Below are 25811 nucleotides of genomic sequence, written 5' to 3'. Positions count from 1 at the left end.
GCGAAAGGAAGAAAGGGGAGCCGGCCTGATCAGGACGACTGCCGTCCCATCCGCAGATCCTCGACGATATCGGCGCTTTGTCCGAGTCGCGATTTATAGACTTGGTAGTTCTCCATCACCCGCTGCACGTAGTTGCGCGTCTCGGCGAAAGGAATGCGCTCGATCCAGTCCACCACCTCGTCGATCGATTTTCCGCGCGGATCGCCATAGCGGCCGATCCATTCCGGCACGCGGCGAGGGCCCGCATTGTAGGCAATGAAGGTCAGGATGTAGGAGCCGCCGAAATCATTGATCTGTTCGCCGAGATAATGGGCACCGAGCGTCGCATTATACCCGGCATCCGTCGTCAGGCGTTCCTTGGAATAGGGGATGCCATGGCGGCTCGCGACGAGCTTTGCCGTTGTCGGCAGGATCTGCAGCAGGCCGCGCGCATTCGCCGGCGACACCGCAGCCGGGTTGAAGGCACTTTCCTGCCGCGCAATGGCATAGGCGAGCGCCTTGCCGGAACCCGAAATGTTCGCCGTGCCCGGGATGACGCCCAAGGGAAAGGCGAGGGCCGCCACGTCGATTCCGCGGCCAAACGCCAGCTTGCCGACCTGAAGCGCGAGGCTATGCGTCCGTGTCTTTTCCGAGCGGGCAGAGAGAATCGCGAGCTCGCCCGGACTGGTCAGGTTGTCGGCCAGCGCCAGATACAGCCCGTCTGCCCGCCAGCCATGTCCGGCCGCCTCAAGCCTACCGATCGCGCGAACGGCTTCACGGCTCTCGAACCGCGTGCGGTCGTCGGCCGTGGGGCTGGGGTAGGTGACGTTCAGCGTCTTGCGGCCGAGCTTTGCGCTGGCCAGCTGTCCATAGAACGTGCCCGAAAGCGCGGCTGCCTTGGCATAATAGGTCTTGGCCTGTCCGGGGCCACCCTTCTCGGCAGCGCGGCCGAGCCAGTAATAGGCGCGCGACACCGAGATCGGCCGGTTGGATGCCTTGAGAATGCGCTCGAAATGCGCGGCAGCCGTTTGCCCGTCCTGAAGACCGCGCAGCGCATACCAGCCGGCATGGAATTCCGCATCCACCACATCGGCGGCATCCGTGGCCACATGCGCAGCGGCAACCCGGTAGGCACCGCGGAAATCTCCAGCATCGGCGAGCCCGCGGCTGATGATCCGTTGCTCGACCCACCATTCTCCCGTGTCGATCAGGCGTTCGGGATCTTTCGGTAGTTGCGACAGGAGCTTTGCGGCGGCGTCGTACTTCTCCTGCTTGCGCAACTGCTCGATCCGCACGAACAGAAAGGCCGGATCGCTGCGCCAGGACGGATCGACGGCGGCGATCAGCGCATCTGCATTCGCGGCCTTTTTCGACATGGCGATCCATGCGCGATAGAGCGACTGCGCCTTGCCGAGATCACTGAAGCGCGTCGCCTGCTCGAAACGGCCGCGATAGAGCAGCATTTCCATGCGGCGCTTATGGTCTGCCGTCGTCAGCAGGCTTGGAAATTCCGCCAGCACGTTTGTTTCCGTCGCCGCGTCCAGCGCTTTCGTCGCCCAGAGCGTGCGAAGCCTTGTTGCCGCCTGACGCGTGTCGCCTTTCGCAACCAGCGCCCGCGCGAGGATCAGCGTGCCCTCCGACGTCTCGGGCGTGGTGCTGCCGAAGGCTGCGAGCACATCCTTTGGCGCCGGGTTCTCCCTGTAGAGCGCACGTTCCGAGCTGGCGCGCAGCCCACTGAGGCCGGGCCAGCCTTTGAGTTCCTGCTGCGCGCGTGCGATTTCGTAGGATGGAATGCCCTTTTGCGTCGATTGCGCGATGGCCCAGGTGAGGATGTGCCGGTCGAGCGTATCGTCGCCCATGGCGTTGCGCACGGCGATGGCGCGCACGGGATCGCGATTCGTCAGGGCGTCCAAACCGTCTTTGAGCGCGGCAACGGAGGCAGGGATGGTGCTGCGCGGAATGGCACCGGTCATGCCACCATCCGTCATGCCGCTGAAGGCGGCCGGCGCCTTGGGAACGGGTACGAAGGCTTCCGCTGCGGATGCGACGGCTGTCGGGCGCGAAAGGGGCGGGCGCGAAAGGGGGAGGGGGACGCCGGCCGGTTCGGCCTGTGCGGCGATACTCGGGACGAAGAGCGCGCCGAGCCCGAGCGTGGAAACACCCAAGGCGGCGATCAGTGTTCGATGGATGGCACCACGCATGAAAACTTTCCCGCCCATGATCAACCCGCCGTTTTGCAATCCTACCGCATTTGGCCTACCGCATTTGGCAAGCGAGACGCTAATGAAAGGTTAAGCCAGTCCCGGATCGAGAGATTGCCCTGAACCGTGATCGTCTAGTGTTCAAAAATAAGCGTGAACCGCCTGAACCCTCAGGCCGCCTCGTCCGTTCCGCTCTGCGTCGTCGCTGCCAGTCAATGCTTGCCGCCGGAGATCGGGACGATTAAGGTGCCGGCAATTTTCTAACCGTGAAATACGGCCGAAGCATGGGTCTCCAGTGCCCGCGCGCCGTCAGGAGTCGTGCATGTTCAAGGGATCCATTCCCGCTCTCGTCACCCCGTTCACACCGGCCGGCGCCGTGGATGAGGACGCATTCGTCGATCACGTCCAGTGGGTGATCTCCGAGGGTAGTCACGGTGTCGTTCCGGTGGGAACGACGGGCGAATCCCCCACCTTGTCGCATGCCGAGCACAAGCGCGTCGTCGAACTCTGCATCGAGGCCGCCGGCGGTCGCGTTCCCGTCATCGCCGGTGCCGGGTCCAACAACACCCGCGAGGCCATCGAGCTTGCCCAGCACGCGGAGAAGGCTGGCGCCGACGGTATCCTCGTCGTGACACCTTATTATAACAAGCCGACGCAGAAGGGGCTTTATGCCCACTTTTCGGCGATCGCCGAGGCCGTCAGGCTTCCGATCGTCATCTACAATATTCCCGGCCGCTCGGTCATCGACATGTCGCCGGAAACCATGGGTGCCCTGCGCAAGGCCTATCCGTCGATCCTCGGTGTGAAGGACGCGACCGGCAAGATCGAGCGCGTATCCGAACAGCGCATCACCTGTGGTGCGGATTTCGTTCAGCTTTCGGGCGAAGACGCGACGGCGCTCGGCTTCAACGCCCATGGCGGCGTCGGCTGTATTTCCGTCACGGCCAATGTCGCGCCGCGTTTGTGCGCCGAGTTCCAGGAAGCGACGCTGGCCGGCGATTTCGCCAAGGCACTCGTCTATCAGGACCAGCTGATGCCGCTGCACAAGGCCATCTTCATGGAACCGGGCGTCTGCGGCTCGAAGTTCGCGCTGAACCGGCTGCGCGGCATGAGCCGACACGTCCGCTCGCCGCTGATGCCGTCGCTCGAGCCCGCAACCGAGAGCGCGATCGAGGCGGCGCTCGTTCATTCAGGGCTGCTGAACTGATGGCCCCGAAGGGCAGCGAGCGCACCGTTCGCAAGATCGTCGCCGAAAACCGCAAGGCGCGCTACAATTACGAGATCCTCGACACCTACGAGGCAGGCCTTGTGCTGACCGGCACCGAGGTAAAGTCGCTGCGCGAGGGAAAGGCCAATATCGCCGAGTCCTACGCAACCGACGAGGCCGGCGAGATCTGGCTGATCAATTCCTATCTGCCGGAATATCTGCAGGCCAACCGCTTCAATCACGAGCCGCGCCGCCGCCGCAAGCTTCTGCTGTCCAAGCGTGAGGTGAACCGGCTGCAGGGTGCAGTGAACCGCGAGGGCATGTCGCTGATCCCGTTGAAGATCTATTTCAACGATCAGGGACGCGCCAAGCTCGAGCTGGCACTCGGCAAGGGTAAGAAGCTGCACGACAAGCGGGAAAGCGAAAAAGAGCGCGACTGGAACCGCCAGAAAAGCCGTCTTTTGAAGGACGGCTGAAGCGCGCAGATGATATCGCGGTCGGCGCCAGGGCGCCGATCCGAGGTTATGACGTCAGTTCAGATCGTCCTGATGCGCCGGCTCGACTGTGCGGGACTGCCGCTCGGACGGATCGCGCCCGATTTCAGCCTTCAGACTGATAAGATCGATGAAGTGATCCGCCTGGCGCCGCAGGTCGTCGGCGATCATCGGCGGCTGCGTCGACATGGTGGAAACCACGGACACCTTCCGACCCTTGCGCTGCAGCGCTTCCACCAGCGTGGTGAAATCGCCGTCGCCCGAAAAGATCACGAGATGATCGACGGTTTCCGATTGCTCCATGGCATCGATGGCAAGCTCGATGTCCATATTGCCCTTGATTTTCCGGCGGCCGAGCGAATCAGTGAATTCCTTGGCAGGCTTCGTCACGACCTTGTAGCCGTTGTAGTCCAGCCAGTCGATCAGAGGGCGGATCGAGGAATACTCCTGATCCTCGATCAGCGCCGTGTAATAATAGGCGCGCAGCAGATAGCCCCGCTTCTGAAAAGCTTTCAAAAGCTTACGATAATCGATGTCGAAGCCGAGGCTTTTCGACGCGGCGTACAGGTTCGCACCATCGATAAAGAGAGCTATTTTTTCGCGGGGATCGAACATCGGCATTCCTTCAGTCCGGCGAGGAGCGCAATTTTTCCTGTCCATTATCGGACGCGAAACAAGTGCAGACCGGGCGTATCGTGATGACTGTCCTTATCGCACCAGTGATCGAGAGAAAAGTTCGATAGAAGACAAACGTCGTTCGAGCACAAATTTTCCCGGCTCACTAGTCTCGATCGGCAACGCACACATCAACATGACAAACGAACCCCTAAATATGTGGTAAGCTGTCTGCTTTTCATACAAATCTAATGTTGCAACCTGCCTTTTGCAATTTCCACGATATGGTCCAAAAACAATACTATCGGCAACGCTTACCCTTTATCGCCCGCCCTCTCATGAAAAACTTGAATTTTCAGGCCAATGGCTGTATCCGGCAACCAATCCGTTCCTGAGAGCCGGAAAGCCGCGCCAGCCTCGGTCGCTCTCGTCATCAATATCTGCGCAGGCAGGCAGCCTCTGGCCGCGTCCGGCGCTTGAAACCATCGAAGGATACGCAATGGCCCGCGTTACGGTCGAAGATTGCATCGACAAGGTCGACAACCGCTTTGAGCTCGTGCTCCTCGCCAGCCACCGTGCGCGCCTGATCTCCCAGGGCGCGGCGATCACCATCGATCGCGACAACGACAAGAACCCCGTCGTGGCCCTGCGCGAGATCGCCGACGAGACCCTGTCTCCCGGCGACCTCAAGGAAGATCTGATCCATTCGCTGCAGAAGCACGTCGAGGTCGACGAGCCGGAAGCAGATCCGGCCTCCATCACGGGCAGCTCGGCAAACTTCTCCGATGCGTCCGAAGACGACGATCAGCCCGAAGCCGTGACCTTCGACCGCATGACGGAAGAAGAACTGCTGGCCGGTATCGAGGGCCTCGTTCCCCCGGAAAAGAGTGACGACTACTGATCGTCCCTATCAGCATTCAATCTTCGAAGCGCCGGCATCGTCCGGCGCTTTGTCGTTTTGGCCGCCCTTCACTCCTGCATCCCGTGCATCGCGCGGCAGGAGCATCCCTGCGGCGATAAAGCGCGAGAAATTTCCGCATCCATGATTCCGATGGTGTGAAATCGACGGTAGCGCCATGATATACCGGAAGAATCGCGCCCGATTGCACCGGACGCGCTTTCCGTTGCTGCTGCGTCATGATTTAAATGGATTTCCATTAAAGGAGTGATGTTGCAGATACACAGCCCCCGCGGAGCCGCACACGCATGATGCGCCAATATGAACTCGTCGAACGGGTTCAGAAATACAAGCCCGACGTCAACGAGGCATTGCTCAACAAGGCCTACGTCTATGCCATGCAGAAGCATGGCCAGCAGAAGCGCGCCAGCGGCGACCCCTATATTTCGCATCCGCTGGAAGTCGCGGCTATCCTGACGGAAATGCACCTCGACGAGGCGACGATCGCTGTGGCGCTGCTGCACGACACCATCGAGGACACGACGGCAACGCGGGCGGAGATCGACGATCTCTTCGGCGAGGACATCGGGGCGCTCGTCGAGGGCCTGACCAAGATCAAGAAGCTCGATCTCGTCAGCCGCAAGGCCAAGCAGGCGGAAAACCTGCGCAAGCTGCTGCTGGCCATCTCCGACGACGTGCGCGTCCTCCTCGTCAAGCTTGCCGACCGCCTGCACAACATGCGCACGCTCGACCATATGTCGGCGGAGAAGCGCGCCCGGATTTCCGAGGAGACGATGGAGATCTATGCGCCGCTGGCCGGCCGCATGGGCATGCACGACATGCGCGAGGAGCTGGAAAACCTCTCCTTCCGTCACATCAATCCCGATGCCTTCGAAACCGTGACGCAGCGGCTGGACGAGCTTTCCGCCCGCAACGAGGGGCTCATCAAGAAGATCGAAGATGAGCTGGGCGAGTTGCTCGCCGCCAAGGGCCTCACCGGCATCGCCGTCAAAGGGCGGCAGAAGAAGCCCTATTCCGTCTTTCGCAAGATGCAGTCCAAGTCCCTGTCCTTCGAGCAGCTTTCCGATGTCTGGGGCTTCCGGGTGATCGTCGAGGATATCCCGGCGTGCTATCGCGCGCTCGGCATCGTCCACACCCGCTGGCGCGTCGTGCCGGGCAAGTTCAAGGATTATATCTCGACGCCGAAACAGAACGACTACCAGTCGATCCACACCACCATCGTTGGCCCGTCGCGCCAGCGTATCGAGCTGCAGATCCGCACGCGCCGCATGCACGAGATCGCCGAATACGGCATTGCCGCGCATACGCTCTACAAGGATGGCGCCGAGGCGCAGGGTGACGTCAAGCTGTCGCCGACCTCCAACGCCTATTCCTGGCTTCGTCGCACCATCGAGGCGCTGGCGGAAGGCGACAATCCGGAAGAGTTTCTGGAGCATACAAAGCTCGAGCTGTTCCAGGATCAGGTCTTCTGTTTCACGCCCAAGGGCCAGCTGATCGCCTTGCCGCGTGGCGCGACGCCGATCGATTTCGCCTATGCGGTCCACACCAATATCGGCGACACCTGCGTCGGCGCGAAGATCAACGGCCGGATCATGCCGCTGGTCACCCGGCTCGCCAATGGCGACGAGGTCGAGATCGTCCGTTCGGGCATACAGGTGCCACCGGCGGCCTGGGAAGAAATCGTCGTCACCGGCAAGGCGCGCGCCGCCATCCGCCGCGCGACCAAGGCGGCCATCCGCAAGCAGTATTCGGGCCTCGGCTTCCGCATCCTCGAGCGGACGTTCGAGCGCGCCGGCAAGCCGTTCACGCGCGAAGCGATGAAGCCGATCCTGCACCGGCTCGGCCAGAAAGAGGTCGAGGATGCCATCGCCGCCGTCGGCCGTGGGGAGCTCTCCTCCCTCGATGTGCTGCGCGCCATGCATCCCGACCACCAGGACGAGCGCGTCACGCCGAAGCCCTCGACCGATGACGGCTGGTTCGCGATGCGCTCGGCCGCCGGCATGGCGTTCAAGATCCCGGGCCATTCCAAGGAAAGCGCCACCGCCATCGATGCGGGTGGGCCGGAAGACCTGCCGATCCGTGGCCTCTCGGGCAATGCCTTTGTCCACTTCAGCGCATCCGGCGCCGTGCCCGGCGACCGCATCGTCGGCATCATGGAGAAGGACAAGGGGATCACCATCTACCCGATCCAGTCGCCGAGCCTGCAGCAGTTCGATGACGAGTCGGAGCGATGGATCGATGTGCGCTGGGATCTCGACCAGGCCAACAACACCCGCTTCATGGTGCGCGTGCAGGTCAACGCGCTGAACGAGCCGGGGACGCTGGCCGATATCGCGCAGTCGCTGGCCACCGGCGACATCAACATCCGCGCCATCACCATGGGGCCGATCGCCGCCGATTTCAGCGAGCTGATGCTCGATCTCGAGGTCTGGGACCTGCGCCAGCTGAACCATATGCTGACGCAGCTGAAGGACTTGCCCGTCATCTCTACGGTCAAGCGGGTCTTCCTTTGAGATGTCTGCCTGCAAGATAGGCTGCCGCTGAAGGCGGTATGCGCCGACAGCATGGCTGCCCGCCAAACCCGGCGCTGGTGCAAAGGCAACGATACGCTTATGTTCTGGCTCGGGAGGTAAACGAAGAAAGGTTTACCAATGTTCAAGCAGATCAAGAAGCTCACCGGCGCCCTGCGCCCCTTGTCGGCAGCCGAACGCGAACTGAGCTACCTCAACGGCTCGTCCGATCGCATAGACCTCGAATACCGCCAGCGCCAGATCGACCGCGGTCTGTTCCGTAGCGGCTTCTGAGCTAGGCTCATTCGAAGCAAACAGGAATAAGAGCCTTGCGCCTTGTGCAAGGCTGACATGCGCAAGCTCATCTGGGGCTTGGTCATATCAGCAGTCCCAAAATTTTCCCGGCAGGATGCGGCCATGATGGCGGCTCGACCGGGAAAGGCTCGAGAGATGGCGGTTCATGATGGGCCGATATCGATGAGCGGTCGGGGATCGTCGTGCGGTGTGCCCTTTACGGGGCCCGCGTCCGCCGCGATCTTCGTATCATCGACGCGTCGCCTGCGGGCGACGAATGTCATGGATCGATAGTGGTCCGCATCGCAAATGATCCCGTCCGTCGCGGCCTGCCTCCCCACGCCACGGTCGAGAAAATGTGCTGCTGAAATGCTGCACCTGCGTCGAGATTGCGTCGCATTGCCCCAATTTGCCATTGTACGGCCACACGGGCATCGTCTATCACGGCACTATGGTATTCAAACGTCGTCAGCCCGCATCGTTCTCAGTCCGGCTCCGCGAGCTGGTCTGGCCGCGCAAGGGGTTTACCCGCGGCCTGCGTTATCTGGCCCTGCGCATCCTGCGCCTGTCGTCGTCGCCGCATTCCATTGCCATGGGCGTTGCAGCCGGGGCCGCGTCCTCCGCCACGCCCTTCGTGGGCTTCCATATTCTCCTGGCACTTGCGGCCGCTTATCTCTTCTCCGGCAACCTGATCGCCGCCGGCATTGCGACGACGCTCGCCAATCCGTTGACGATCCCGGTCATTCTCGCGAGCAGCTACGAGATCGGCACGGCGATCCTCGGCTCGGGCGCCCACGCGCCGCTGGATGGCGAAGATATGCTGCAGAAGCTGACGCACCTGCAACTGACCGAGCTTTGGGGCCCTGTGCTGAAGCCATTGCTGCTAGGCAGCCTGCCGCTGGCGGCCGGTAGCGCGGTTGTCTTCTATATCGGCTCCTATTATGCGGCGCGGCTGTTCCAGTCGCGGCGCGTGTCGCGTCTTGCGGAGAAGCTCAAGGCCTCGCAAGCGGCCTAAACCCTCAACCTTTCGGATCCCTCAGGTTTTCATGATCATCGGCCTTGGCAGCGACCTCATCGACATCCGCCGCATCGACAACTCGCTGAACCGTTTCGGCGAGCGTTTCATCCAGCGCTGCTTCACCGAGGTGGAGATCGCCAAATCCGAGGGCCGCAAGAACCGGTCGGCATCCTATGCCAAGCGTTTCGCGGCGAAGGAGGCCTGTTCCAAGGCTCTGGGAACCGGGATCGGGCAGGGGGTCCTCTGGAAGGACATGGGTGTCGTCAACCTGCCCGGTGGCAAGCCGACCATGGTGCTGACCGGCGGTGCCGCCGTGCGCCTGGCGAGCATGCTGCCGCACGGCCACCGGGCCGTCGTGCACCTGACGATCACCGACGACGATCCTTTGGCGCAGGCCTTCGTCATAATAGAGGCGCTGCCCGTTGCTCCGGAAGACGTTAGCGGCTAGAGGATGGCCAAGTCGAGGTCCGCTGCGCCTGACGGTGCGCGCGTTCGCAAGGGCGCTTGAGCCCGATGGACCCAAGCGCGTGCGAGCGCCATGGACCCCTGCAGACCAACGGCATTCAGACGATAACAAGCGCCGGTCAGCGGCAAACAAGGATAGACGGGCGTGGCAGAAAAAATCGCAAAGAAGGACAGCGGCCTCTGGGAGAATGTGAAGGTCATCATCCAGGCCTTGCTTCTGGCCCTGGTGATCCGCACCGTACTCTTCCAGCCCTTCACGATTCCGTCCGGCTCGATGATGCCGACGCTGCTCGTGGGCGATTACATCTTCGTCAACAAGTTCGCCTACGGCTATTCGAAATACTCGCTGCCGCGCTCGCCCGACCTCTTCAGTGGCCGCATTTTCGGCAGTGAGCCGAAGCGCGGCGACATCGCCGTCTTCCGTTTCCCGCCTAATCCCGAGATCGACTATATCAAGCGCGTCATCGGCCTGCCGGGCGACCGGGTACAGGTGCGCAATTCCATTCTCTACGTCAACGACAAGGAAGTCGCCCGCGCGCCCGACGGCGTCTTCCGGGCCGACGACCAGTACGACACCGGCGCCGACGTGCCGGTCTTCCGCGAAACGCTCGACAACGGCGTCAGCTTCGACACGCTGGACCAGTTTCCGGATTCGCGCGGCGACAACACCCGCGAGTTCGTGGTGCCGGAAGGCCATTACTTCATGATGGGCGACAACCGCGACAATTCCGCCGACAGCCGTTTCGATGTCGGTTACGTCCCAGCCGAAAATCTTGTCGGTCGCGCCAGCCTCATCTTCTTCTCGCTCGGGCACGATACGTCCTTCCTGGAAATCTGGAAGTGGCCGGCAAACCTGCGCTACGACCGCCTCTTCAAGGTTCTGAAGTAATGAAGCCGCGCGATCTGGGGCCGCAGGAGCGCGAGCGCCTGGAAGACGTGCTCGGCTACGTCTTCACCGACAAGGTCAGGCTCGACCGTGCTTTGACGCATTCGAGCGCCCGCAATTCCGGCGGCTCCGATTATGAGCGGCTGGAGTTCCTCGGTGATCGTGTGCTCGGTCTCTGTGTCGCCGAGCTTCTGTTCCAGACGTTCAAAACGGCGAACGAGGGCGAGTTGTCGGTGCGGCTGAACCAGCTGGTCAGCGCCGAAAGCTGCGCTGCGATTTCCGACGAGATCGAGCTTCACCGCTTCATCCGCGCCGGCGCCGACGTCAAGAAGCTCTCCGGCAAGCACGTGTTGAACATCCGTGCCGACGTGGTGGAAGCGCTTATCGCCGCGATCTATCTCGACGGCGGTCTGGAGGCTGCGCGCGGCTTCGTGCTCAAGCATTGGAAGGCCCGCGCGACCCGCGCCGACGGCGCCCGCAGGGATGCCAAGACGGAATTGCAGGAATGGTCGCACGCAAAGTTCGGCGTCGCCCCGCAATATCGCGTGGACGACCGCTCCGGTCCCGACCATGATCCGCGCTTCACGGTGACGGTCATTATTCCCGGCGTTGCGCCCGAGACGGGTGTGGACCGCTCCAAGCGGGCCGCCGAGCAGACTGCCGCGACCCGCATTCTGGAGCGAGAAGGGGTCTGGGCCGCTTCCGGTACCTGATCATGTGCGCCTGATCCGGCGCGCAACGAACCTGTTTCAAACCTCTGGTCGCGGAAGCGATTGCGGTTCATACTCACGTCGGCAGACACGCCGGCCCTCAACGAATTGACGGATATGATGACCGAAGATCACACGGATCCTACCGAAACCGGGCAGGACGCAGCAGTCGAAGCCGAAGCTGCAACGGATGTCGCCGAGAATGTCGGGCCGACGCATTCCGGCTTTGTCGCGATGATCGGTGCGACGAATGCGGGCAAATCGACGCTCGTCAACCGGCTGGTGGGCGCCAAGGTGTCGATCGTCAGCCACAAGGTGCAGACGACGCGCGCCATCGTGCGCGGCATCGCCATTCACGATCGCGCGCAGATCGTTTTCATGGACACGCCCGGCATCTTCAAGCCGCGTCGCCGGCTCGACCGCGCCATGGTCACCACCGCCTGGGGCGGCGCCAAGGATGCCGATTTCATCATGCTGCTGGTCGACAGCGAGCGCGGGCTGAAGGGCGATGCGCAGATGATTCTGGAGGGCCTGAAGGAGGTCCACCAGCCGAAGATCCTCGTGCTCAACAAGATCGATCAGGTCTCCCGCGACGTCCTGCTGCAACTGGCCTCCGCCGCCAATGAGGTCGTTCCCTTCGAGCGCACCTTCATGATATCGGCGCTGACCGGCTCCGGCTGCGAGGATGTCATGGACTATCTGGCGGCAGCCCTGCCGGAAGGTCCCTGGTACTACCCGGAAGACCAGATCTCCGACCTGCCCATGCGCCAGCTGGCCGCCGAGATCACCCGCGAAAAGCTGTTCCTGCGCCTCCATCAGGAACTTCCCTATTCCTCGCATGTGGAAACCGAGGGCTGGGAAGAAAAGAAGGACGGCTCGGTGCGGATCGAGCAGGTCATCTATGTCGAGCGCGACAGCCAGAAGAAGATCGCACTCGGCAAGAATGGCGACGCGATCAAGGCGATCTCCATGGCCGCACGCAAGGAAATCGCCGAGATTCTGGAGCAGCCCGTCCACCTCTTCCTCTTCGTGAAGGTGCGCGAAAACTGGGGCGACGACCCCGAGCGCTTCCGCGAGATGGGGCTGGAATTCCCGCGCTGATGTAAAATGGCGGAGCGACGCCGTGATTCGGTGAACGCTCCGTCCAGTCCCGCCCGTCTTGTGCGCCCCGATCCGTCATGTCACCTGATGATCCATATCAGGTACAAGGAGACGGCCGATGCCGCAGCTCGTGAATGGGGTTTGGGAAAAGGGCGATGTCGCCGCCGGCGAAATGAAGGGTGGCGCCTTCCATCGCGAGCCCACCAGTTTTCGCAGCTGGATCACCCCGGACGGCAGCCCGGGACCGGAGGGCCAGCCCGCGCTCAAGGCAGAGGCCGGGCGTTTCCAGCTGTTCGTCGCCTATATCTGCCCGTGGGCCTCCCGCACGCTGATGATGCGCAGCATCAAGGGCCTGACCGACATCATACCCGTCGCCATTTCGGAGCCCGAACTCGGCGAAAACGGCTGGACCTACGATCCGCCTGCCGATGCCGGGCCGCGCGTCGGTCTGATCCGCTACCAGCACGAACTCTACACGGCGTCCGATCCGCACTACACCGGCAAGGTCTCCGTGCCCGTGCTGTGGGACATCCGCGAAGGCCGGATCGTCAACAACGAGTCGGCCGACATCCTGCGCATCCTCAACGGCGGCTTCGATGCGTTGACCGGGAACCGTAGCGATCTCTATCCCGAACCCCTTCGCCCCGACATCGACCGCTGGAACGCGCTGATCTACGACACGCTCAACAACGGCGTCTATCGTTCGGGCTTCGCCCGCACGCAGGCCGCCTATGAAGACGCCGTCACCGGTGTTTTCTCGACCCTGAATACACTTGAGGAGCATCTGTCACGGAACCGCTATGTTGCCGGCCGGCACCTCACGGAAGCCGATATCCGCCTGTTCGTGACATTGGTGCGCTTCGATGCGGCCTATCACGGCGCCTTCAAGTGCAATCTGCGCCGCATCGCCGACTACCCGCATCTTCAGGCCTATCTCCGCGATATCTACCAGTGGCCCGGCATCGCGGAGACGGTTCGGATCGACCATATCAAGCGCGGCTATTACTCCATCGCCCACATTAACCCCACGGGCATCGTGCCCCTTGGCCCCGATCTCGATTTCACCAGCCCGCATGGCCGGGATGGGCTTGCGGGCGAGGGGATCGTCCAGCGCGTCTGAGCATCCTCTCTCGCGCTTGGCGTTCCCGCTTGATCTCTCTATGGTCCGCCCGATTCGGAAACAGGAGATCGTGCCTCATGTCGCAGCCAGCACAAACGTCCCCGCGGACGGTTCCGCCGATTGCACTCCTGATCGCGCAGGAGATCAAGGCGACGCAGGCGCAGGTCGTCTCAGCCGTCGAACTGCTGGATGGCGGTGCCACCGTGCCGTTCATCGCCCGCTACCGCAAGGAAGTCACCGGCGGCCTCGATGACACGCAGCTGCGCACGCTCGCCGAACGACTGGTCTACCTGCGAGAGCTGGAAGCCCGGCGGAACTCCATCGTCGACTCGATCCGCGGTCAGGGCAAGCTGACCGACGATCTTGAGCGCAAGATCGCCGCCGTTGCGACAAAGGCGGAGCTTGAGGACATCTATCTCCCCTACAAGCCGAAGCGGCGCACGAAAGCCGAGATCGCGCGCGAGAGGGGCCTCGGACCGCTGGCCGAAGCCATTCTTCTCGATCGCCGCATTCCGCCCGCGGACCGCGCCGCTTCGTTCCTTTCCGCCGAAGTGCCGGACGTGAAGGCGGCGCTCGAAGGCGCGCGCGACATCGTTGCCGAAGGCATCGTGGAGAATGCCGACCTACTCGGCCGGTTGCGCGGCCATATGCGCGGCGGCGCCTTTCTCCGTGCGAAGGTCGTGGCCGGTAAGGAAGCGGCCGGCGCGAAATTCTCCGATTATTTCGACCATTCCGAACGCTGGGCGACAGCCCCCGGCCACCGGGCGCTGGCCATGCTGCGCGGCTGGAACGAGGAAATCCTCTCGGTCGATATCATCGTGGACGAAGCCGATCCGTCGCCCGTCAAACCGGTCGAAAGCATCATCGCTGCCGCCTATCAGCTTGGCAGTCTGCCCGGCGATCAATGGCTGATGGAGGTCATCCGCTGGACATGGCGCGTCAAGCTCTCCATGTCGCTGTCGCTCGACCTGATGCGCGAACTGCGTGAGCGGGCCGAGGAGGAGGCGATCCACGTCTTCGCGCGAAACCTCAAGGATCTGTTGCTTGCAGCCCCCGCCGGCTCCCGCGCCACGATGGGTCTCGACCCGGGTATTCGTACCGGCGTGAAGGTAGCCATCATCGATGGAACCGGCAAGCTCTTGGAAACCACGACGGTCTATCCCTTTCCGCCTAAGAACGACGTGCGCGGCGCGCAGGCCGAGATCGCCAAGCTCGTCGCCCGCCACAAGGTGGAACTGATCTCCATCGGCAACGGCACCGGCAGCCGCGAGACCGAGCGACTGGTTGCCGACATGCTGGCCACATTGCCGGGCACGAAGCCCACCAAGGTCATCGTCTCAGAAGCGGGCGCGTCGATCTACTCGGCCTCGCAGGCGGCCGCCGATGAGTTCCCCACACTCGACGTCTCCCTGCGCGGCGCCGTCTCCATCGCCCGCAGGCTGCAGGATCCCTTGGCTGAACTCGTGAAGATCGAGCCGAAGTCGATCGGCGTCGGGCAGTACCAGCACGATGTCGATCAGGGCCGCTTGAGCCGCTCGCTCGATGCCGTGGTGGAAGATGCGGTGAACGCCGTCGGCGTCGATCTGAACACTGCATCCGCGCCGCTTCTCGCGCGCGTGTCCGGCCTCAGCCGCTCGACGGCAGAGGCGATCGTCGCGCACCGCGATGCGATCGGCCCGTTCAAGACCCGCACGGAACTGAAGACGGTGCCGCGCCTCGGCGCACGCACCTTCGAACAGTGCGCAGGCTTCCTGCGCATTCCCGGCGGCAAGGAGCCGCTCGATGCCTCCTCGGTCCACCCGGAAGCCTATGGCGTCGCCAAGAAGATCATTTCCGCCTGCGGCCGCGATGTCCGCACCGTGATGGGCGATTCCCAGCTCCTGAAGTCTCTCGACCCAAAGGTCTTCGTGGACGACCGCTTCGGCCTGCCGACCATTCGCGACATCCTGTCGGAACTCGAAAAACCCGGCCGCGACCCGCGCCCGAGCTTCAAGACAGCGACCTTTGCCGACGGCATCGACGACATCAAGGACCTGAAACCGGGCATGCTGCTGGAGGGCACCGTCACCAATGTCGCCGCCTTCGGCGCCTTTGTCGATATCGGCGTTCATCAGGACGGACTCGTGCATGTGTCGCAACTCGCCGACCGGTTCGTGAAAGATCCGCACGAGGTGGTAAAGGCCGGCGACGTGGTGAAGGTGCGCGTGACCGAGGTGGACGTGCCGCGCAAGCGCATCGGCCTGACCATGCGCAAGGATGGCGGCGAGGCGGGTGGGCGGCCTGCATCTCCGCCCGAGCCCCGGCGCGACCATCGACCGATCAAGCAGGAGAAGCCGGCACCAGCCGCCACCGGGGCGCTGGGCGAGGCGCTGTTGCGGGCGACCAAGCGGAAGTAACGCGTGACGCTTGTCATTTCCCGGCAGGCGTTTCATACCTGATGCAGGAACAGACGTGAGGGACGCATGGCAGTACTCGTGACGGGCGGTGGCGGCTATATCGGCAGCCATATGGTATGGGCGCTTCTGGAAGCGGGGGAGGAGGTCGTGGTCATCGATCGGCTCTCCACCGGTTTCCGCTGGGCGATCGCGCCGGAAGCGCGGATGTACGAGGGCGATATCGCGGATGCGGCACTGCTGTCGCGGATCTTCGCCGAGAACGCCATCGACGCCGTCATTCACTTTGCCGGATCGATCGTCGTGCCCGACAGCGTCAGCGATCCGCTCGGCTATTACGAGAACAACACGGTCAAGTCGCGCGCGCTCATCGCCAGCGTCGTCGAGGCCGGCATCCCGCATTTCGTGTTCTCCTCCACCGCTGCCGTCTACGGCACGCCGGAGGTGCTGGAGCCCGTTTCGGAAACCGTCCAGCTTCGCCCGGAATCGCCCTACGGCTCCTCGAAGCTGATGACCGAAATCATGTTGCGCGACGCCGCCGCCGCGCACGACCTGACCTATACGGTGCTGCGCTACTTCAACGTGGCGGGCGCCGACCCGAAGGGCCGCTCCGGCCAGTCGTCGAAGACATCGACCCATCTCATCAAGATCGCCTGCGCCGTGGCGCTCGGGAAGCGCCCCTCCATGAGCGTCTTCGGCACGGATTATCCGACGCCGGACGGCACCTGCGTGCGCGACTACATCCATGTCTGGGATCTGGTACAGGCGCATCTCAAAGCCTTGCAGCGCATGCGTGCCGGGGGAGGCTCCCTGGTTGCCAATTGCGGCTATGGCCACGGCTTCTCGGTGCTCGAGGTTCTCGACACGGTCAAGCGCGTCAACGGCTCGGATCTCACGGTCGATTTTGCTCCCCGCCGCGCGGGCGACCCGGCGATGATCGTCGCGAACCCGGCGCTTGCCATGAAGGAACTCGGCTGGGTGCCGGAATATGACGATCTCGACGTGATCGTTCGCCACGCTTTGGATTGGGAAGACCGCCTCTCGCGCCGGAACGCTACCGACTAGTAAAGCTGCTCGCGTCTCGACATTCCCCTGCCTTCGCATTGGTGTCCGCAGCATTTTTCCGTGCTGCGAGAGGTCTCGTCGTGTCTGCAACATGCAGGACGTAAAACGGTAAGCTGCCGCTGAAGATATTTAAGGTGTCCATCACCCGGAATATTAGGATATGTCGTTGGAGGTCCGTCTTTTTTAGAAAGTGAGTGATGATGAAAGTTGCAGTTGCAGGTCTGGGCTATGTCGGCATTTCGAATGCGATGCTGCTGGCACAGCACAACGAGGTGGTCGCCTACGATACCAACATCGACAAGGTGAACATGCTGAATGCGGGACAGTCGCCGATCGTCGATCCCGAGGTCTCGGATTATCTCGGCCGCTCCCTGAACTTCCGCGCAACCGGCGACACGGCCGATGCCTATGCCGGGGCCGACTACGTCATCGTGGCGACGCCGACGAACTATGACACGGTGACCAACCACTTCGATACGCGATCCGTCGAAGCGGCGATCGCAGACGTGTTCGCGGTCAATCCGACGGCCGTCATCGTCATCAAGTCCACGATCCCGGTCGGCTACACGCAGCGCCTGCGCGCGAGCCTCGGACGTGACAACATCATCTTTTCGCCGGAATTTCTGCGCGAGGGCAAGGCGCTCTACGACAACCTTCACCCGTCGCGCATCGTGGTCGGCGAGCAGTCCGAGCGGGCGCAGACCTTCGCCGACATGCTGCTCGGCGGCGCCATCAAGAAGGACGTGCAGATCCTCCTCACGGATTCGAGCGAGGCCGAGGCCATCAAACTCTTCTCCAACACCTATCTTGCCATGCGCGTCGCCTATTTCAACGAGCTCGATACCTATGCGGAGCTTCACGGCCTCAACGCACGCCAGATCATCAACGGCGTCGGCCTCGATCCACGGATCGGCACGCACTACAACAACCCGTCCTTCGGCTATGGCGGCTATTGCCTACCCAAGGACACCAAGCAGTTGCTGGCAAACTACAGCGAAGTGCCCCAGGCGCTGATCAGCGCCATCGTCACCGCCAACACGACGCGCAAGGACTTCGTCGCGGAGAGCATTCTGCGCCGCAATCCGAAGCGGGTGGGCATTTATCGCCTGGTCATGAAGGCGGGCTCGGACAACTTCCGGGATTCGTCCATTCAGGGCATCATGAAGCGGCTGAAGGCGAAGGGTATCGAGGTCGTGGTCTTCGAGCCGGCGCTGCAAGGCGAGGATTTCTTCAAATCCCCCCTGATCCGCGATCTCGAAGTCTTCAAGGAAACCTGCGACGTCATCGTCGCCAATCGTTACACGCCGGAATTGAAGGACGTGGCGGCAAAGGTCTACACGCGTGACCTTTTCGGTTCGGACTGAGCCGGATCAGGTTCGCTGCAGGGTACCCATGAGATGAAAGGGCGCATGTCGGAAACGGCGTGCGCTCTTTTCGTTTGCCGCATGAGGGTCGTCCATCACAGCGAACTGACGCCATGCAGGATGAGGCTCCAGGTTGCGATCGACAAGCCGAAGGCAGCGGACAGGCTCTTGAGGCGAAGGGACATCGGGCTCTCCAGGTCGTTTCTGGAACCCTAGGCGCACGCATCTTATGACGCCGTTAAATCCGGCCCAAACGGCCTCCAAACCCGAGACTTCCAGAAGACACAGCTAAAAAACGGTTCATTTTCGTGCGTTCCAACTGGAGGCGTGCGGTATCCACATGCTTTCCCTGGCCGCGTAGGGAAATGCGATGTGCCAGCCATGCGTGTGGTGCATAGCAGCCGTCCATAGTTAATCAAGTGTATATTGCTTAGTGACTCCTGATTTAGAGTGAGGCATATTGCGATGCAGCATGAAGATGCGTTCGCTCGGAGGTTGGCATGAAGGAGTTTGGTGCGATGACATATGTGACCGCGGTTCCGACCTCGCCAGCCGCCTATCGCGGTCCGCTGACGACCGTCGGGCATTCCGGAAGCCGCACGGCGCATCTGGCGGCGAAGCGCGCGCTGGATATCGCCGTCTCCTTCACGGCTCTGGCGATCCTGCTGCCGTTCTTCGTTCTCGTCTGCATCGCGATCCGGCTGGAAAGCAAGGGCTCGCCGATCTTCAGCCAGGTCCGCTGGGGCGTGAACTGCACGCGTATTCGCATCTACAAATTCCGGAGCATGCGGACGGATCTCTGCGACGCGAGCGGCATCGCGCAGACGACGAAGAACGATCCGCGGATTACGCGTCTCGGGGCGATCCTTCGTAAGACCAGCATCGATGAGCTTCCGCAGCTTGTGAACGTGCTTCTCGGGCATATGTCGCTGGTCGGCCCGCGCTGCCACGCCGTCGGCATGCTGGCGGCTGACCGTCTCTACGAAGACCTCGTGCCGCATTATCACGATCGTCACCGGATCAAGCCGGGCCTCACGGGCCTCGCTCAGGTCCGGGGCCTGCGCGGCCCGACGACGGACGCTGCCAAGGCCCGCGCCCGCATCGCCTGCGACATCTACTACATGCACAATTATTCGTTCTGGATGGACATGAGCATCATCGGCCGGACGGTCATGTCCGAGCTGCGCGGCGGTAGCGGGTTCTAAGACGCAAACGCGCTGGCAGGGCGCTTTCCACGCGGCCGCAGAGATCCGCCGCCTGGTGACACGCTCCCATATTCCCATAAGATGATGTTTGTAACGGGCGCCGGTCGGGCGCCCTTTTTCGTTTTTGCCGTTGCAGGCGAAGGCCCGCTACAATGGCTCTGCTGCAGGTGTGCCCGTTTGGCGTCGTCCGGGGCGACGACGCCACAAAGCCGATCAGATGAGGCTGGTAACGCCGTTGGCGATCTTGAGGACGGTCAATCGACCGCTCCGAAAGGCCCCGGTGTCGAGAGCAATACGATCCTCGCGAAACTCGGGCTCCCGAACGATCGTGTGCCCGTGGACGACGACCACTGGCATCTGCGGGCCGTCGGTGAGGAAGGGCTCGCGGATCCACATCAGGTGTTTGTCCGTCTGGAGGTCGAGCGGCCGTCCGGGGTAGAGCCCGGCATGAACGAAGATATGCCGGGGGCCGATGCTGGCTGCGACCGGCAGCAGTTTCAGAAACAGCTTGTGCGAGTCGGGAACGTGCGACCGCACGGCCTCAGCCAGCTTACGGGGGGAAGCGCAGAGCCGATTGATGTCCGCATCATACATGCCGTAGGAGCGCAACGTCTCGCGTCCGCCCAGCGACAGCCAGCCGCGCGGGTCCGCCTGCGTGCTGAGGACGGCGTGGAAGATCTGGTCGTGATTGCCGCACAGCATGATCCGGTGCGCCTTCTCGATGGAGCCCTCGATCAGGTGCTCGATCACGCCCGCAGAGTCCGGCCCGCGGTCGACATAGTCTCCGAGGTAGACGATGATCGCCGTTCCCTCCGTGTCATCGCGATCAGCCGCAATTCGCCGTTCGGCTTCGTGAAGGGCATGCAGGCAGCCGTGAATGTCGGGGACGACATAGATGCTGCCACCCATATCCCACTGTCGAAGGTCCAGTCGCTGTCGAGAGGCGGCTGGCCTCTCTCTACGCTGTGAATTCTGTTTCCAAGGCGTCCACATTATTTAAGGCATCACTGTACATCGTGTCCCTGTCAAGATAGTCGTGTAGGCAAGGCGTTAAATGACTAAAATCTCAAGATCTAAAGTCGTTGACGTTAATTTAATGATTGCTTAACCACGACTCTTCATTCTTGCGTTAGAAGACGCTTTTGGAGTGTGTGATTCTCGAAATGCCCTTGGGCATGGCTGGGTGGTCTCAAGTCGCCGCACCCGGCAGTCGCTCATCGTAATCTATTGAAGGTCGCTGGTCTGCACGACCTATTGCAGGAGAGTTTCTTGTCATACCGTCTGTGCATCAGCGCTATCGCCCTATCCGCGACGACCTTCGTTGCCGGCTGCACCTCCCTGCCGAGCTCGGGTCCCGCCTCGGAACAGGTCGAACAACAGGCCGCCCTCAAAGTGGTGAACACACGGTCCGCGTCGCGGAAGCGTCCTGGTGTCGATTACGCGCTCGTCGATATCAGTGCGGCGGTCCTTGCCAATGTCGCGCAGGCGACGACACCGACCTTGCAGGGCAGTTTCGGAAACCGTCGCGGCGGCGTGCCGAACCTTCCCTTGGGGATCGGCGACATCATCAGCGTCACGGTGTTCGAGTCCCAGTCGGGCGGTCTGTTCATTCCGGCCGATGCCGGCTCACGCTCCGGCAATTTCGTCACCATGCCCAACCAGACGATCGACCAGAGTGGGCGAATCTCCATTCCCTATGCCGGTCGCATCCGCGTTGCCGGGCGGACGACGAGTTCCGTGCAGGACGAACTCCAGCAGCTGCTGGCCAATCGCGCCATCGAGCCGCAGGTGGTCATCTCCAAGGTTGCCAGCCGCTCAGCCCAGGTCGCGGTTCTCGGTGACGTCAACAGTCCGGCAAAGGTCGAGCTGACGGAAGCCGGCGACCGTATTCTCGACGTCATTTCCCAGGCGGGCGGTCTCAGCACTCCCCGCCTCGAGACCTATGTCACGCTGCAGCGCGGCCCGCGTACGGCCACGGTCCTCTACGACTATCTGATCAACACGCCGGCCGAGAACATCTTCATGGTCCCCGGCGATACCGTGATCGTCAACCGTGAGCGTCGCACCTTCCTCGCCTTCGGCGCATCCGGCCAGAACGGGCGCATCGACTTCGAGGATGCGGACCTGACGCTCGGAGAGGCGCTCGGCAAGGCCGGCGGCCTTCTCGACAATCGTGCCGATCCCGAGCAGGTGCTTCTCTACCGCGTCGTCGATCGCAACTTCCTGAAGCAGCTGCACGTCGATGTCAGCCGCTACCCGAGCGATCAGATCCCCGTGGTGTTCCGCGCCAACCTGCGCGACCCCTCCGCGATGTTCATGATCCAGAAGTTCCCGATGCAGGACAAGGACATCGTCTACATCACCAATTCGAAGGCGACGGAGCTGATCAAGTTCCTCGACGTGGTGAACTCGGTGTCCTCGACGGCATCCGGCGTTTCGACCGACGTCGTGAAAACGCGCGATGCGGTGAAGGACCTCTAGCAACAGCATGTCGAAGGGCGTCCGGAAGAGACCGGATGCCTGTCCACGACGGAGAGACGATTTCAAGCTCTGATCTATAGCGGGGCGAGGGTGAACGGCAGAATGCAAGACCAAGTCGCAAGACGTCAGTGCGCGCGGCGGCGGTATCCTGTCGTTTGATTCAGTGTAAGTCTTTACCTACTAAGTATTAACTTGCTGCGTTGCAAAAAAACATCTGGTTTTACATTGTCGATCTCTGCCATGATGATGCGAAACAGTCGTTCCGGCGTTGCATCATTAAGGCGTACAGACATTGGATAAGGCCCAGACAAGCGAGTTCCTTCCTTCTCAGAACGAGAGTGGGATCGATCTCAACGAGATCGTCTCCACCATCAAACGGCAGTGGAGGATCGTGGCGCTGTGCGGCATCCTGATGCTGTTTCTCGGTGCCGCGTTTGCCTTCACGGCGACGCCGAAATACACGGCGTCCTCAACGCTCTTCATCGATGGCGACAATAAGCAGATCGCCGATCAGCTTCTCTCCGACGGCAACCGGAACTCCGGCTACCCGACGCGGGACGATGACGCGACGGTGCTGAGCGAGGTCGAGATTTTGCGTTCCGAGCGCGTTGCGACCCTGGTGGTCGAACGGCTCGACCTTGTGAACGACCCCGAATTCCAGAAGCGGGCGCCATCGCTCGTGTCCACGGTGGTCACGACACTGAAATCGCTGGTCGCTTCGGACACGCCGCCGAAAACGGAGGACGTCGAGGCTCTCAAGCAGGACGTCAAGGAAGCCCTGATGCGGAACACCTCCGCATCGCGCGTCGGCCGGACCTATATTCTGGAGGTCGATTACGTCTCCCGATCGCCCGAAACCGCGGCGAAAATCGCCAATGCCATTGTCGATGCCTATCTGGAAGACCAGTACAATTCGAAGTTCGATGCGACGCGGCGCGCCAGCGACTGGCTGCAGACGCGGATCGAGGCGCTTCGTCAGAAGTCGCTCGACAGTGACCTGCTCGTGCAGAAGTTCCGGGCGGAAAAAGGCCTGATCGCGACCGGCGGCGAACTCGTCAGCGAGCAGCAGCTGACGCAGATCAACACCAATCTCGTCAAGGCACAGAGTGCGGCAGCGGATGCCAAGTCCAAGTATGACAGTGTTCAGGCCGTCGTCGCGAGCGGCGATATCCGTTCGGCCGTCGTCGGTTCGCTCGAAAGCCCCGTGATCAACAAGCTTCAGCAGGAGGCACTCGACGTGTCCCGGCGCGAGGCCGAGATCTCCAAGCGCTTCGGCCGGGATCATTATCAGGCCGTTCTCCTGCGCTCCAAGCTTCAGGAATATGACGAGGTCATGTTCAAGGAGCTTCGCCGTATCGCCGGTACCTACCGGCAGGAATACGAGGTCGCCTCGGCGAGCCAGAAGGCCCTGGAAGGCCAGGTCGCTGCGGCAACGAGCACCTCCGCCGTCGCAAACGACGATCTCGTCCAGCTGCGCGAACACGAGCGCGCGGCGGAAACCTACAAGACGCTCTACGAGACCTATCTCCAGCGCTTCCAGGAAGCGAGCCAGCGGGAAAGCTTCCCCGTGACCGCTGCGCGCGTGGTCACACGGGCAGAGCCTCCGCAGGATGCCAGCTACCCGAAGAAGCCGCTGATCCTCGCACTCGCTCTCGTCATGGGCTGCGGCGTCGGTGCGGCGATCGGTGCCTATCGCGAGTTCGGGGAACGGTTTTTCCGCACGGGTGAGCAGGTTCAGAAGGAACTCTCCATGGAGTTCATCGGCCAGATCCCGCTGGAAAAGCACGAGGCAGGCGGCTCAAAGCTGGATGCGTCTCGCGTCGGCCCCCGCGGGGTGCTGAGCAAATCGAATCTCGATCGCTACATCATCGATCATCCGCTCTCGTCCTTTGCGGAAACGATCCGCAGCGCGAAGATCGCGGCGGACTTCAAGGCGGGGCATAAGTCCGGCCGGGTCATCGGGATGGTCTCGGTCCTCCCACGGGAGGGCAAGTCCACGGTCGCCGTGAACTTCGCCCAGCATCTGGCCAAGCAAGGTGCCCGGACACTGCTGATCGACGCCGACTTGCGCAATCCCGGCGCCACGCGCGCCATCGGTGCCAATGCCCGCAGCGGCCTCTACGAGGTGCTCAGTGAAAGCCAATCGGTGGAAGACGTTCTGTTGACCGATGTGGAAACCGGCCTCGTCTTCCTGCCGACCATCATCAAGCAGCGCATCCTGTTCTCCGCCGAGCTGCTTTCGTCGGGCGCGATGAACGACCTCCTGGCCTCTTTCTCCAAGACCTTCGATTACATCGTGCTCGATCTCCCGCCGCTCGGCCCCGTGGTCGATGCGCGCGCCATCTCCAGCAAGATCGATAGCTTCCTGATGATCATCGAATGGGGTTCGACCGCACGCCGGATCGTTCGCACGGCCGTCCAGACGCACCCCTCCATCATGCGCAAATGCGCAGGCGTCATCCTGAACAAGGTCGATCTGAGCAAGGTCAAGCTCTACCTTCACCAGGACGAGAACTTCTACCACAACAGTCGCTATGGCGATTATTATCTGGAAACCAAATAGCCAATGTCGGACCGGCGCTTCTCACGGAGCGCCGGTTCGGTTGCTCAAGGTTTCAAGCGCCGTAGAGCGCCGTTCTTCATCTCTGAAGCCAGCGACACGACAGTGGGAATGAGAGTCTCACGCCTCGCTGGTCCGGCCGTCTCAGGCCTGCGGATAATGTTCGTCATACCAATCGACGAACCGGCCGACGCCTTCGGCGAGCGTCACCTTTGGCTGGAAGCCGGTGAGCGCCTTGAGCAGATCGGGCGACGCGTAGGTGCGTTGCATATCGCCGGGTTGCATCGGCAGCATGTTCTTGATGGCCTTGAGGCCGAGCCGCTGCTCGATCGTTTCGATGAAGGTCAGGAGTTCGATCGGTTGACCGCCGCCGATGTTGACGGTGCGGAACGGTGCATGGTGCGACAGGCTGTCGGCCACCGCGCCATCGCGGAGGCGGGAGGCTTCCGAGGGAACGGCCTGCGACAGCCGAAGAATGCCGTCCACGAGATCATCGATATAGGTGAAGTCGCGGCTCATGCGCCCTTCGCCATAGACGTCGATGGGGCGTCCCTGACGGATGGCTTCCACGAACTTGAACAAGGCCATGTCTGGCCGTCCCCACGGGCCATAGACCGTGAAGAAGCGGAAAGCCGTCGTCGGCACGGCAAAGAGATGGGCATAGCTGTGCGCCATCAGCTCCATGGACTTCTTGGTGGCCGCGTAGAGGGACATCGGCTCGTCTGCGCGGTCATCCTCCTCGAACGGCACCTTTTCATTGGAACCGTAGACCGAAGACGTCGAGGCGATGAGCAGGTGCTGCGGCTGGATGTCCCGCGCGATGTCGATGACGTTGAACGAGCCGACAAGGTTCGAATCGATGTAGGAGCGCGGCTCCTTCAGGCTGTAGCGAACGCCCGCCTGAGCTGCGAGATGAAGGATGACATCGGGCTTTGCCGTCTCTACGGCCGCCGCCAGCGCAACGCGATCCTCTAGCCGGCCGATCACGCCGGTAAAGCCTTCGAACCGCTCGAGCAGGGCGTGCCGCTTCCGCTTCAGTTCCACATCGTAGTAGGGCGTCATAGCGTCGAATCCGACGACCGTATGGCCCTCACCGACGAGGCGGTGAGCGAGGTGGAAGCCGATGAAGCCGGCGGTTCCGGTAATAAAATAGCGCATGCTCATCCAATCAAGGCTTGCGAAGAGACCGTCGCCCGATCGGAAAGATCCGATCATATGCCACGC

At 62.1% G+C, this 25811-nt stretch carries 21 protein-coding genes; 17 read left to right on the top strand and 4 right to left on the bottom strand.

Annotation, left to right across the window (positions count from 1 at the left end; all coding sequences use genetic code 11):
• Positions 1 to 29: 29 nt before the first annotated feature.
• Positions 30 to 2180, bottom strand: coding sequence for a lytic transglycosylase domain-containing protein (locus tag C8J33_RS07330; protein WP_132663584.1), 2151 nt, complete (start codon positions 2178 to 2180; stop codon positions 30 to 32).
• A gap of 322 nt (positions 2181 to 2502) precedes the next feature.
• Here C8J33_RS07330 and dapA point away from each other — a divergent pair, with 322 nt between their 5' ends.
• Positions 2503 to 3387 carry a 4-hydroxy-tetrahydrodipicolinate synthase gene (gene dapA / locus C8J33_RS07325; protein ID WP_132663583.1) on the top strand — a complete coding sequence of 295 codons (885 nt, stop codon included), beginning with the start codon at positions 2503 to 2505 and terminating at the stop codon, positions 3385 to 3387.
• Positions 3387 to 3863, top strand: a complete 477-nt coding sequence (gene smpB, locus C8J33_RS07320) for an SsrA-binding protein SmpB (RefSeq protein ID WP_092932893.1) — start codon at positions 3387 to 3389, stop codon at positions 3861 to 3863. The genes dapA and smpB overlap by 1 nt, the downstream gene beginning before the upstream one ends.
• A gap of 54 nt (positions 3864 to 3917) precedes the next feature.
• Here smpB and C8J33_RS07315 read toward each other — a convergent pair whose 3' ends face one another.
• The gene (locus C8J33_RS07315; protein ID WP_132446720.1) at positions 3918 to 4496 is read right to left on the bottom strand and encodes an NYN domain-containing protein; all 579 of its coding nucleotides are present in this window, start codon (positions 4494 to 4496) and stop codon (positions 3918 to 3920) included.
• Positions 4497 to 4995: 499 nt separating this feature from the next.
• On the opposite strand from C8J33_RS07315, the gene rpoZ reads away from it, so the two are divergent.
• From rpoZ to C8J33_RS07250, 13 genes are all read left to right on the top strand, one after another.
• On the top strand, positions 4996 to 5397 hold the full coding sequence (gene rpoZ, locus C8J33_RS07310; RefSeq protein ID WP_132446722.1) for a DNA-directed RNA polymerase subunit omega: 402 nt from the start codon (positions 4996 to 4998) through the stop codon (positions 5395 to 5397).
• A 305-nt stretch (positions 5398 to 5702) separates the two neighbouring features.
• The gene (locus C8J33_RS07305) at positions 5703 to 7928 is read left to right on the top strand and encodes a RelA/SpoT family protein (protein WP_110799719.1); all 2226 of its coding nucleotides are present in this window, start codon (positions 5703 to 5705) and stop codon (positions 7926 to 7928) included.
• Between the two features lie 138 nt (positions 7929 to 8066).
• A complete protein-coding gene (locus C8J33_RS07300) occupies positions 8067 to 8219 on the top strand; it encodes a DUF3563 domain-containing protein (RefSeq protein ID WP_110726527.1) in 153 nt (50 codons plus the stop codon).
• 451 nt (positions 8220 to 8670) lie between these two features.
• Positions 8671 to 9234, top strand: a complete 564-nt coding sequence (locus C8J33_RS07295) for a DUF2062 domain-containing protein (RefSeq protein WP_132446726.1) — start codon at positions 8671 to 8673, stop codon at positions 9232 to 9234.
• Positions 9235 to 9265: 31 nt separating this feature from the next.
• The gene (acpS, locus tag C8J33_RS07290) at positions 9266 to 9685 is read left to right on the top strand and encodes a holo-ACP synthase (RefSeq protein ID WP_110732686.1); all 420 of its coding nucleotides are present in this window, start codon (positions 9266 to 9268) and stop codon (positions 9683 to 9685) included.
• Positions 9686 to 9847: 162 nt separating this feature from the next.
• A complete protein-coding gene (lepB, locus tag C8J33_RS07285) occupies positions 9848 to 10591 on the top strand; it encodes a signal peptidase I (RefSeq protein WP_110799717.1) in 744 nt (247 codons plus the stop codon).
• Positions 10591 to 11301 carry a ribonuclease III gene (gene rnc, locus C8J33_RS07280; protein ID WP_132446728.1) on the top strand — a complete coding sequence of 237 codons (711 nt, stop codon included), beginning with the start codon at positions 10591 to 10593 and terminating at the stop codon, positions 11299 to 11301. The genes lepB and rnc overlap by 1 nt, the downstream gene beginning before the upstream one ends.
• Positions 11302 to 11418: 117 nt before the next feature.
• Positions 11419 to 12399 carry a GTPase Era gene (era, locus tag C8J33_RS07275; RefSeq protein WP_132664485.1) on the top strand — a complete coding sequence of 327 codons (981 nt, stop codon included), beginning with the start codon at positions 11419 to 11421 and terminating at the stop codon, positions 12397 to 12399.
• A 118-nt stretch (positions 12400 to 12517) separates the two neighbouring features.
• On the top strand, positions 12518 to 13519 hold the full coding sequence (locus tag C8J33_RS07270; protein WP_132663582.1) for a glutathione S-transferase family protein: 1002 nt from the start codon (positions 12518 to 12520) through the stop codon (positions 13517 to 13519).
• A gap of 77 nt (positions 13520 to 13596) precedes the next feature.
• The gene (locus C8J33_RS07265) at positions 13597 to 15915 is read left to right on the top strand and encodes a Tex family protein (RefSeq protein WP_132663581.1); all 2319 of its coding nucleotides are present in this window, start codon (positions 13597 to 13599) and stop codon (positions 15913 to 15915) included.
• A gap of 66 nt (positions 15916 to 15981) precedes the next feature.
• Entirely contained in the window at positions 15982 to 16977 is a 996-nt protein-coding gene (gene galE / locus C8J33_RS07260; RefSeq protein WP_132663580.1) for a UDP-glucose 4-epimerase GalE, read from the top strand.
• 197 nt (positions 16978 to 17174) lie between these two features.
• A complete protein-coding gene (locus C8J33_RS07255; protein WP_280953113.1) occupies positions 17175 to 18341 on the top strand; it encodes a nucleotide sugar dehydrogenase in 1167 nt (388 codons plus the stop codon).
• Positions 18342 to 18859: 518 nt separating this feature from the next.
• Entirely contained in the window at positions 18860 to 19546 is a 687-nt protein-coding gene (locus tag C8J33_RS07250; RefSeq protein ID WP_245508050.1) for a sugar transferase, read from the top strand.
• A 213-nt stretch (positions 19547 to 19759) separates the two neighbouring features.
• Here C8J33_RS07250 and C8J33_RS07245 read toward each other — a convergent pair whose 3' ends face one another.
• Positions 19760 to 20455, bottom strand: a complete 696-nt coding sequence (locus tag C8J33_RS07245) for a metallophosphoesterase family protein (RefSeq protein ID WP_165916886.1) — start codon at positions 20453 to 20455, stop codon at positions 19760 to 19762.
• Between the two features lie 360 nt (positions 20456 to 20815).
• On the opposite strand from C8J33_RS07245, the gene C8J33_RS07240 reads away from it, so the two are divergent.
• Entirely contained in the window at positions 20816 to 22027 is a 1212-nt protein-coding gene (locus C8J33_RS07240) for a polysaccharide biosynthesis/export family protein (RefSeq protein WP_132446736.1), read from the top strand.
• Between the two features lie 292 nt (positions 22028 to 22319).
• Entirely contained in the window at positions 22320 to 24590 is a 2271-nt protein-coding gene (locus C8J33_RS07235; RefSeq protein WP_132663579.1) for a polysaccharide biosynthesis tyrosine autokinase, read from the top strand.
• Between the two features lie 141 nt (positions 24591 to 24731).
• Here C8J33_RS07235 and C8J33_RS07230 read toward each other — a convergent pair whose 3' ends face one another.
• Positions 24732 to 25745 (bottom strand): NAD-dependent epimerase/dehydratase family protein, encoded by a 1014-nt coding sequence (locus tag C8J33_RS07230; protein ID WP_132663578.1) that lies wholly within the window; start codon positions 25743 to 25745, stop codon positions 24732 to 24734.
• Between the last annotated feature and the right edge of the window lie 66 nt (positions 25746 to 25811).

This window comes from Rhizobium sp. PP-CC-3G-465 (genome assembly GCF_004343445.1).
Taxonomy (GTDB): Bacteria; Pseudomonadota; Alphaproteobacteria; order Rhizobiales; family Rhizobiaceae; genus Ferranicluibacter; species Ferranicluibacter rubi.
This window is presented reverse-complemented; position numbering and strand designations above follow the sequence as displayed.

What these genes read in the sequence shown, in the direction of transcription:
- C8J33_RS07245 (WP_165916886.1), bottom strand. Translation starts at nt 20,455, where the DNA reads ATGGGTGGCAGCATCTATGTCGTCCCCGACATTCACGGCTGCCTGCAT.
- C8J33_RS07300 (WP_110726527.1), top strand. Translation starts at nt 8,067, where the DNA reads ATGTTCAAGCAGATCAAGAAGCTCACCGGCGCCCTGCGCCCCTTGTCG.
- galE (WP_132663580.1), top strand. Translation starts at nt 15,982, where the DNA reads ATGGCAGTACTCGTGACGGGCGGTGGCGGCTATATCGGCAGCCATATG.
- rpoZ (WP_132446722.1), top strand. Translation starts at nt 4,996, where the DNA reads ATGGCCCGCGTTACGGTCGAAGATTGCATCGACAAGGTCGACAACCGC.
- C8J33_RS07255 (WP_280953113.1), top strand. Translation starts at nt 17,175, where the DNA reads ATGATGAAAGTTGCAGTTGCAGGTCTGGGCTATGTCGGCATTTCGAAT.
- dapA (WP_132663583.1), top strand. Translation starts at nt 2,503, where the DNA reads ATGTTCAAGGGATCCATTCCCGCTCTCGTCACCCCGTTCACACCGGCC.
- C8J33_RS07270 (WP_132663582.1), top strand. Translation starts at nt 12,518, where the DNA reads ATGCCGCAGCTCGTGAATGGGGTTTGGGAAAAGGGCGATGTCGCCGCC.
- C8J33_RS07330 (WP_132663584.1), bottom strand. Translation starts at nt 2,180, where the DNA reads ATGCGTGGTGCCATCCATCGAACACTGATCGCCGCCTTGGGTGTTTCC.
- C8J33_RS07265 (WP_132663581.1), top strand. Translation starts at nt 13,597, where the DNA reads ATGTCGCAGCCAGCACAAACGTCCCCGCGGACGGTTCCGCCGATTGCA.
- acpS (WP_110732686.1), top strand. Translation starts at nt 9,266, where the DNA reads ATGATCATCGGCCTTGGCAGCGACCTCATCGACATCCGCCGCATCGAC.
- C8J33_RS07250 (WP_245508050.1), top strand. Translation starts at nt 18,860, where the DNA reads ATGACATATGTGACCGCGGTTCCGACCTCGCCAGCCGCCTATCGCGGT.
- rnc (WP_132446728.1), top strand. Translation starts at nt 10,591, where the DNA reads ATGAAGCCGCGCGATCTGGGGCCGCAGGAGCGCGAGCGCCTGGAAGAC.
- C8J33_RS07305 (WP_110799719.1), top strand. Translation starts at nt 5,703, where the DNA reads ATGATGCGCCAATATGAACTCGTCGAACGGGTTCAGAAATACAAGCCC.
- C8J33_RS07230 (WP_132663578.1), bottom strand. Translation starts at nt 25,745, where the DNA reads ATGCGCTATTTTATTACCGGAACCGCCGGCTTCATCGGCTTCCACCTC.
- C8J33_RS07315 (WP_132446720.1), bottom strand. Translation starts at nt 4,496, where the DNA reads ATGTTCGATCCCCGCGAAAAAATAGCTCTCTTTATCGATGGTGCGAAC.
- era (WP_132664485.1), top strand. Translation starts at nt 11,419, where the DNA reads ATGACCGAAGATCACACGGATCCTACCGAAACCGGGCAGGACGCAGCA.
- C8J33_RS07295 (WP_132446726.1), top strand. Translation starts at nt 8,671, where the DNA reads ATGGTATTCAAACGTCGTCAGCCCGCATCGTTCTCAGTCCGGCTCCGC.
- smpB (WP_092932893.1), top strand. Translation starts at nt 3,387, where the DNA reads ATGGCCCCGAAGGGCAGCGAGCGCACCGTTCGCAAGATCGTCGCCGAA.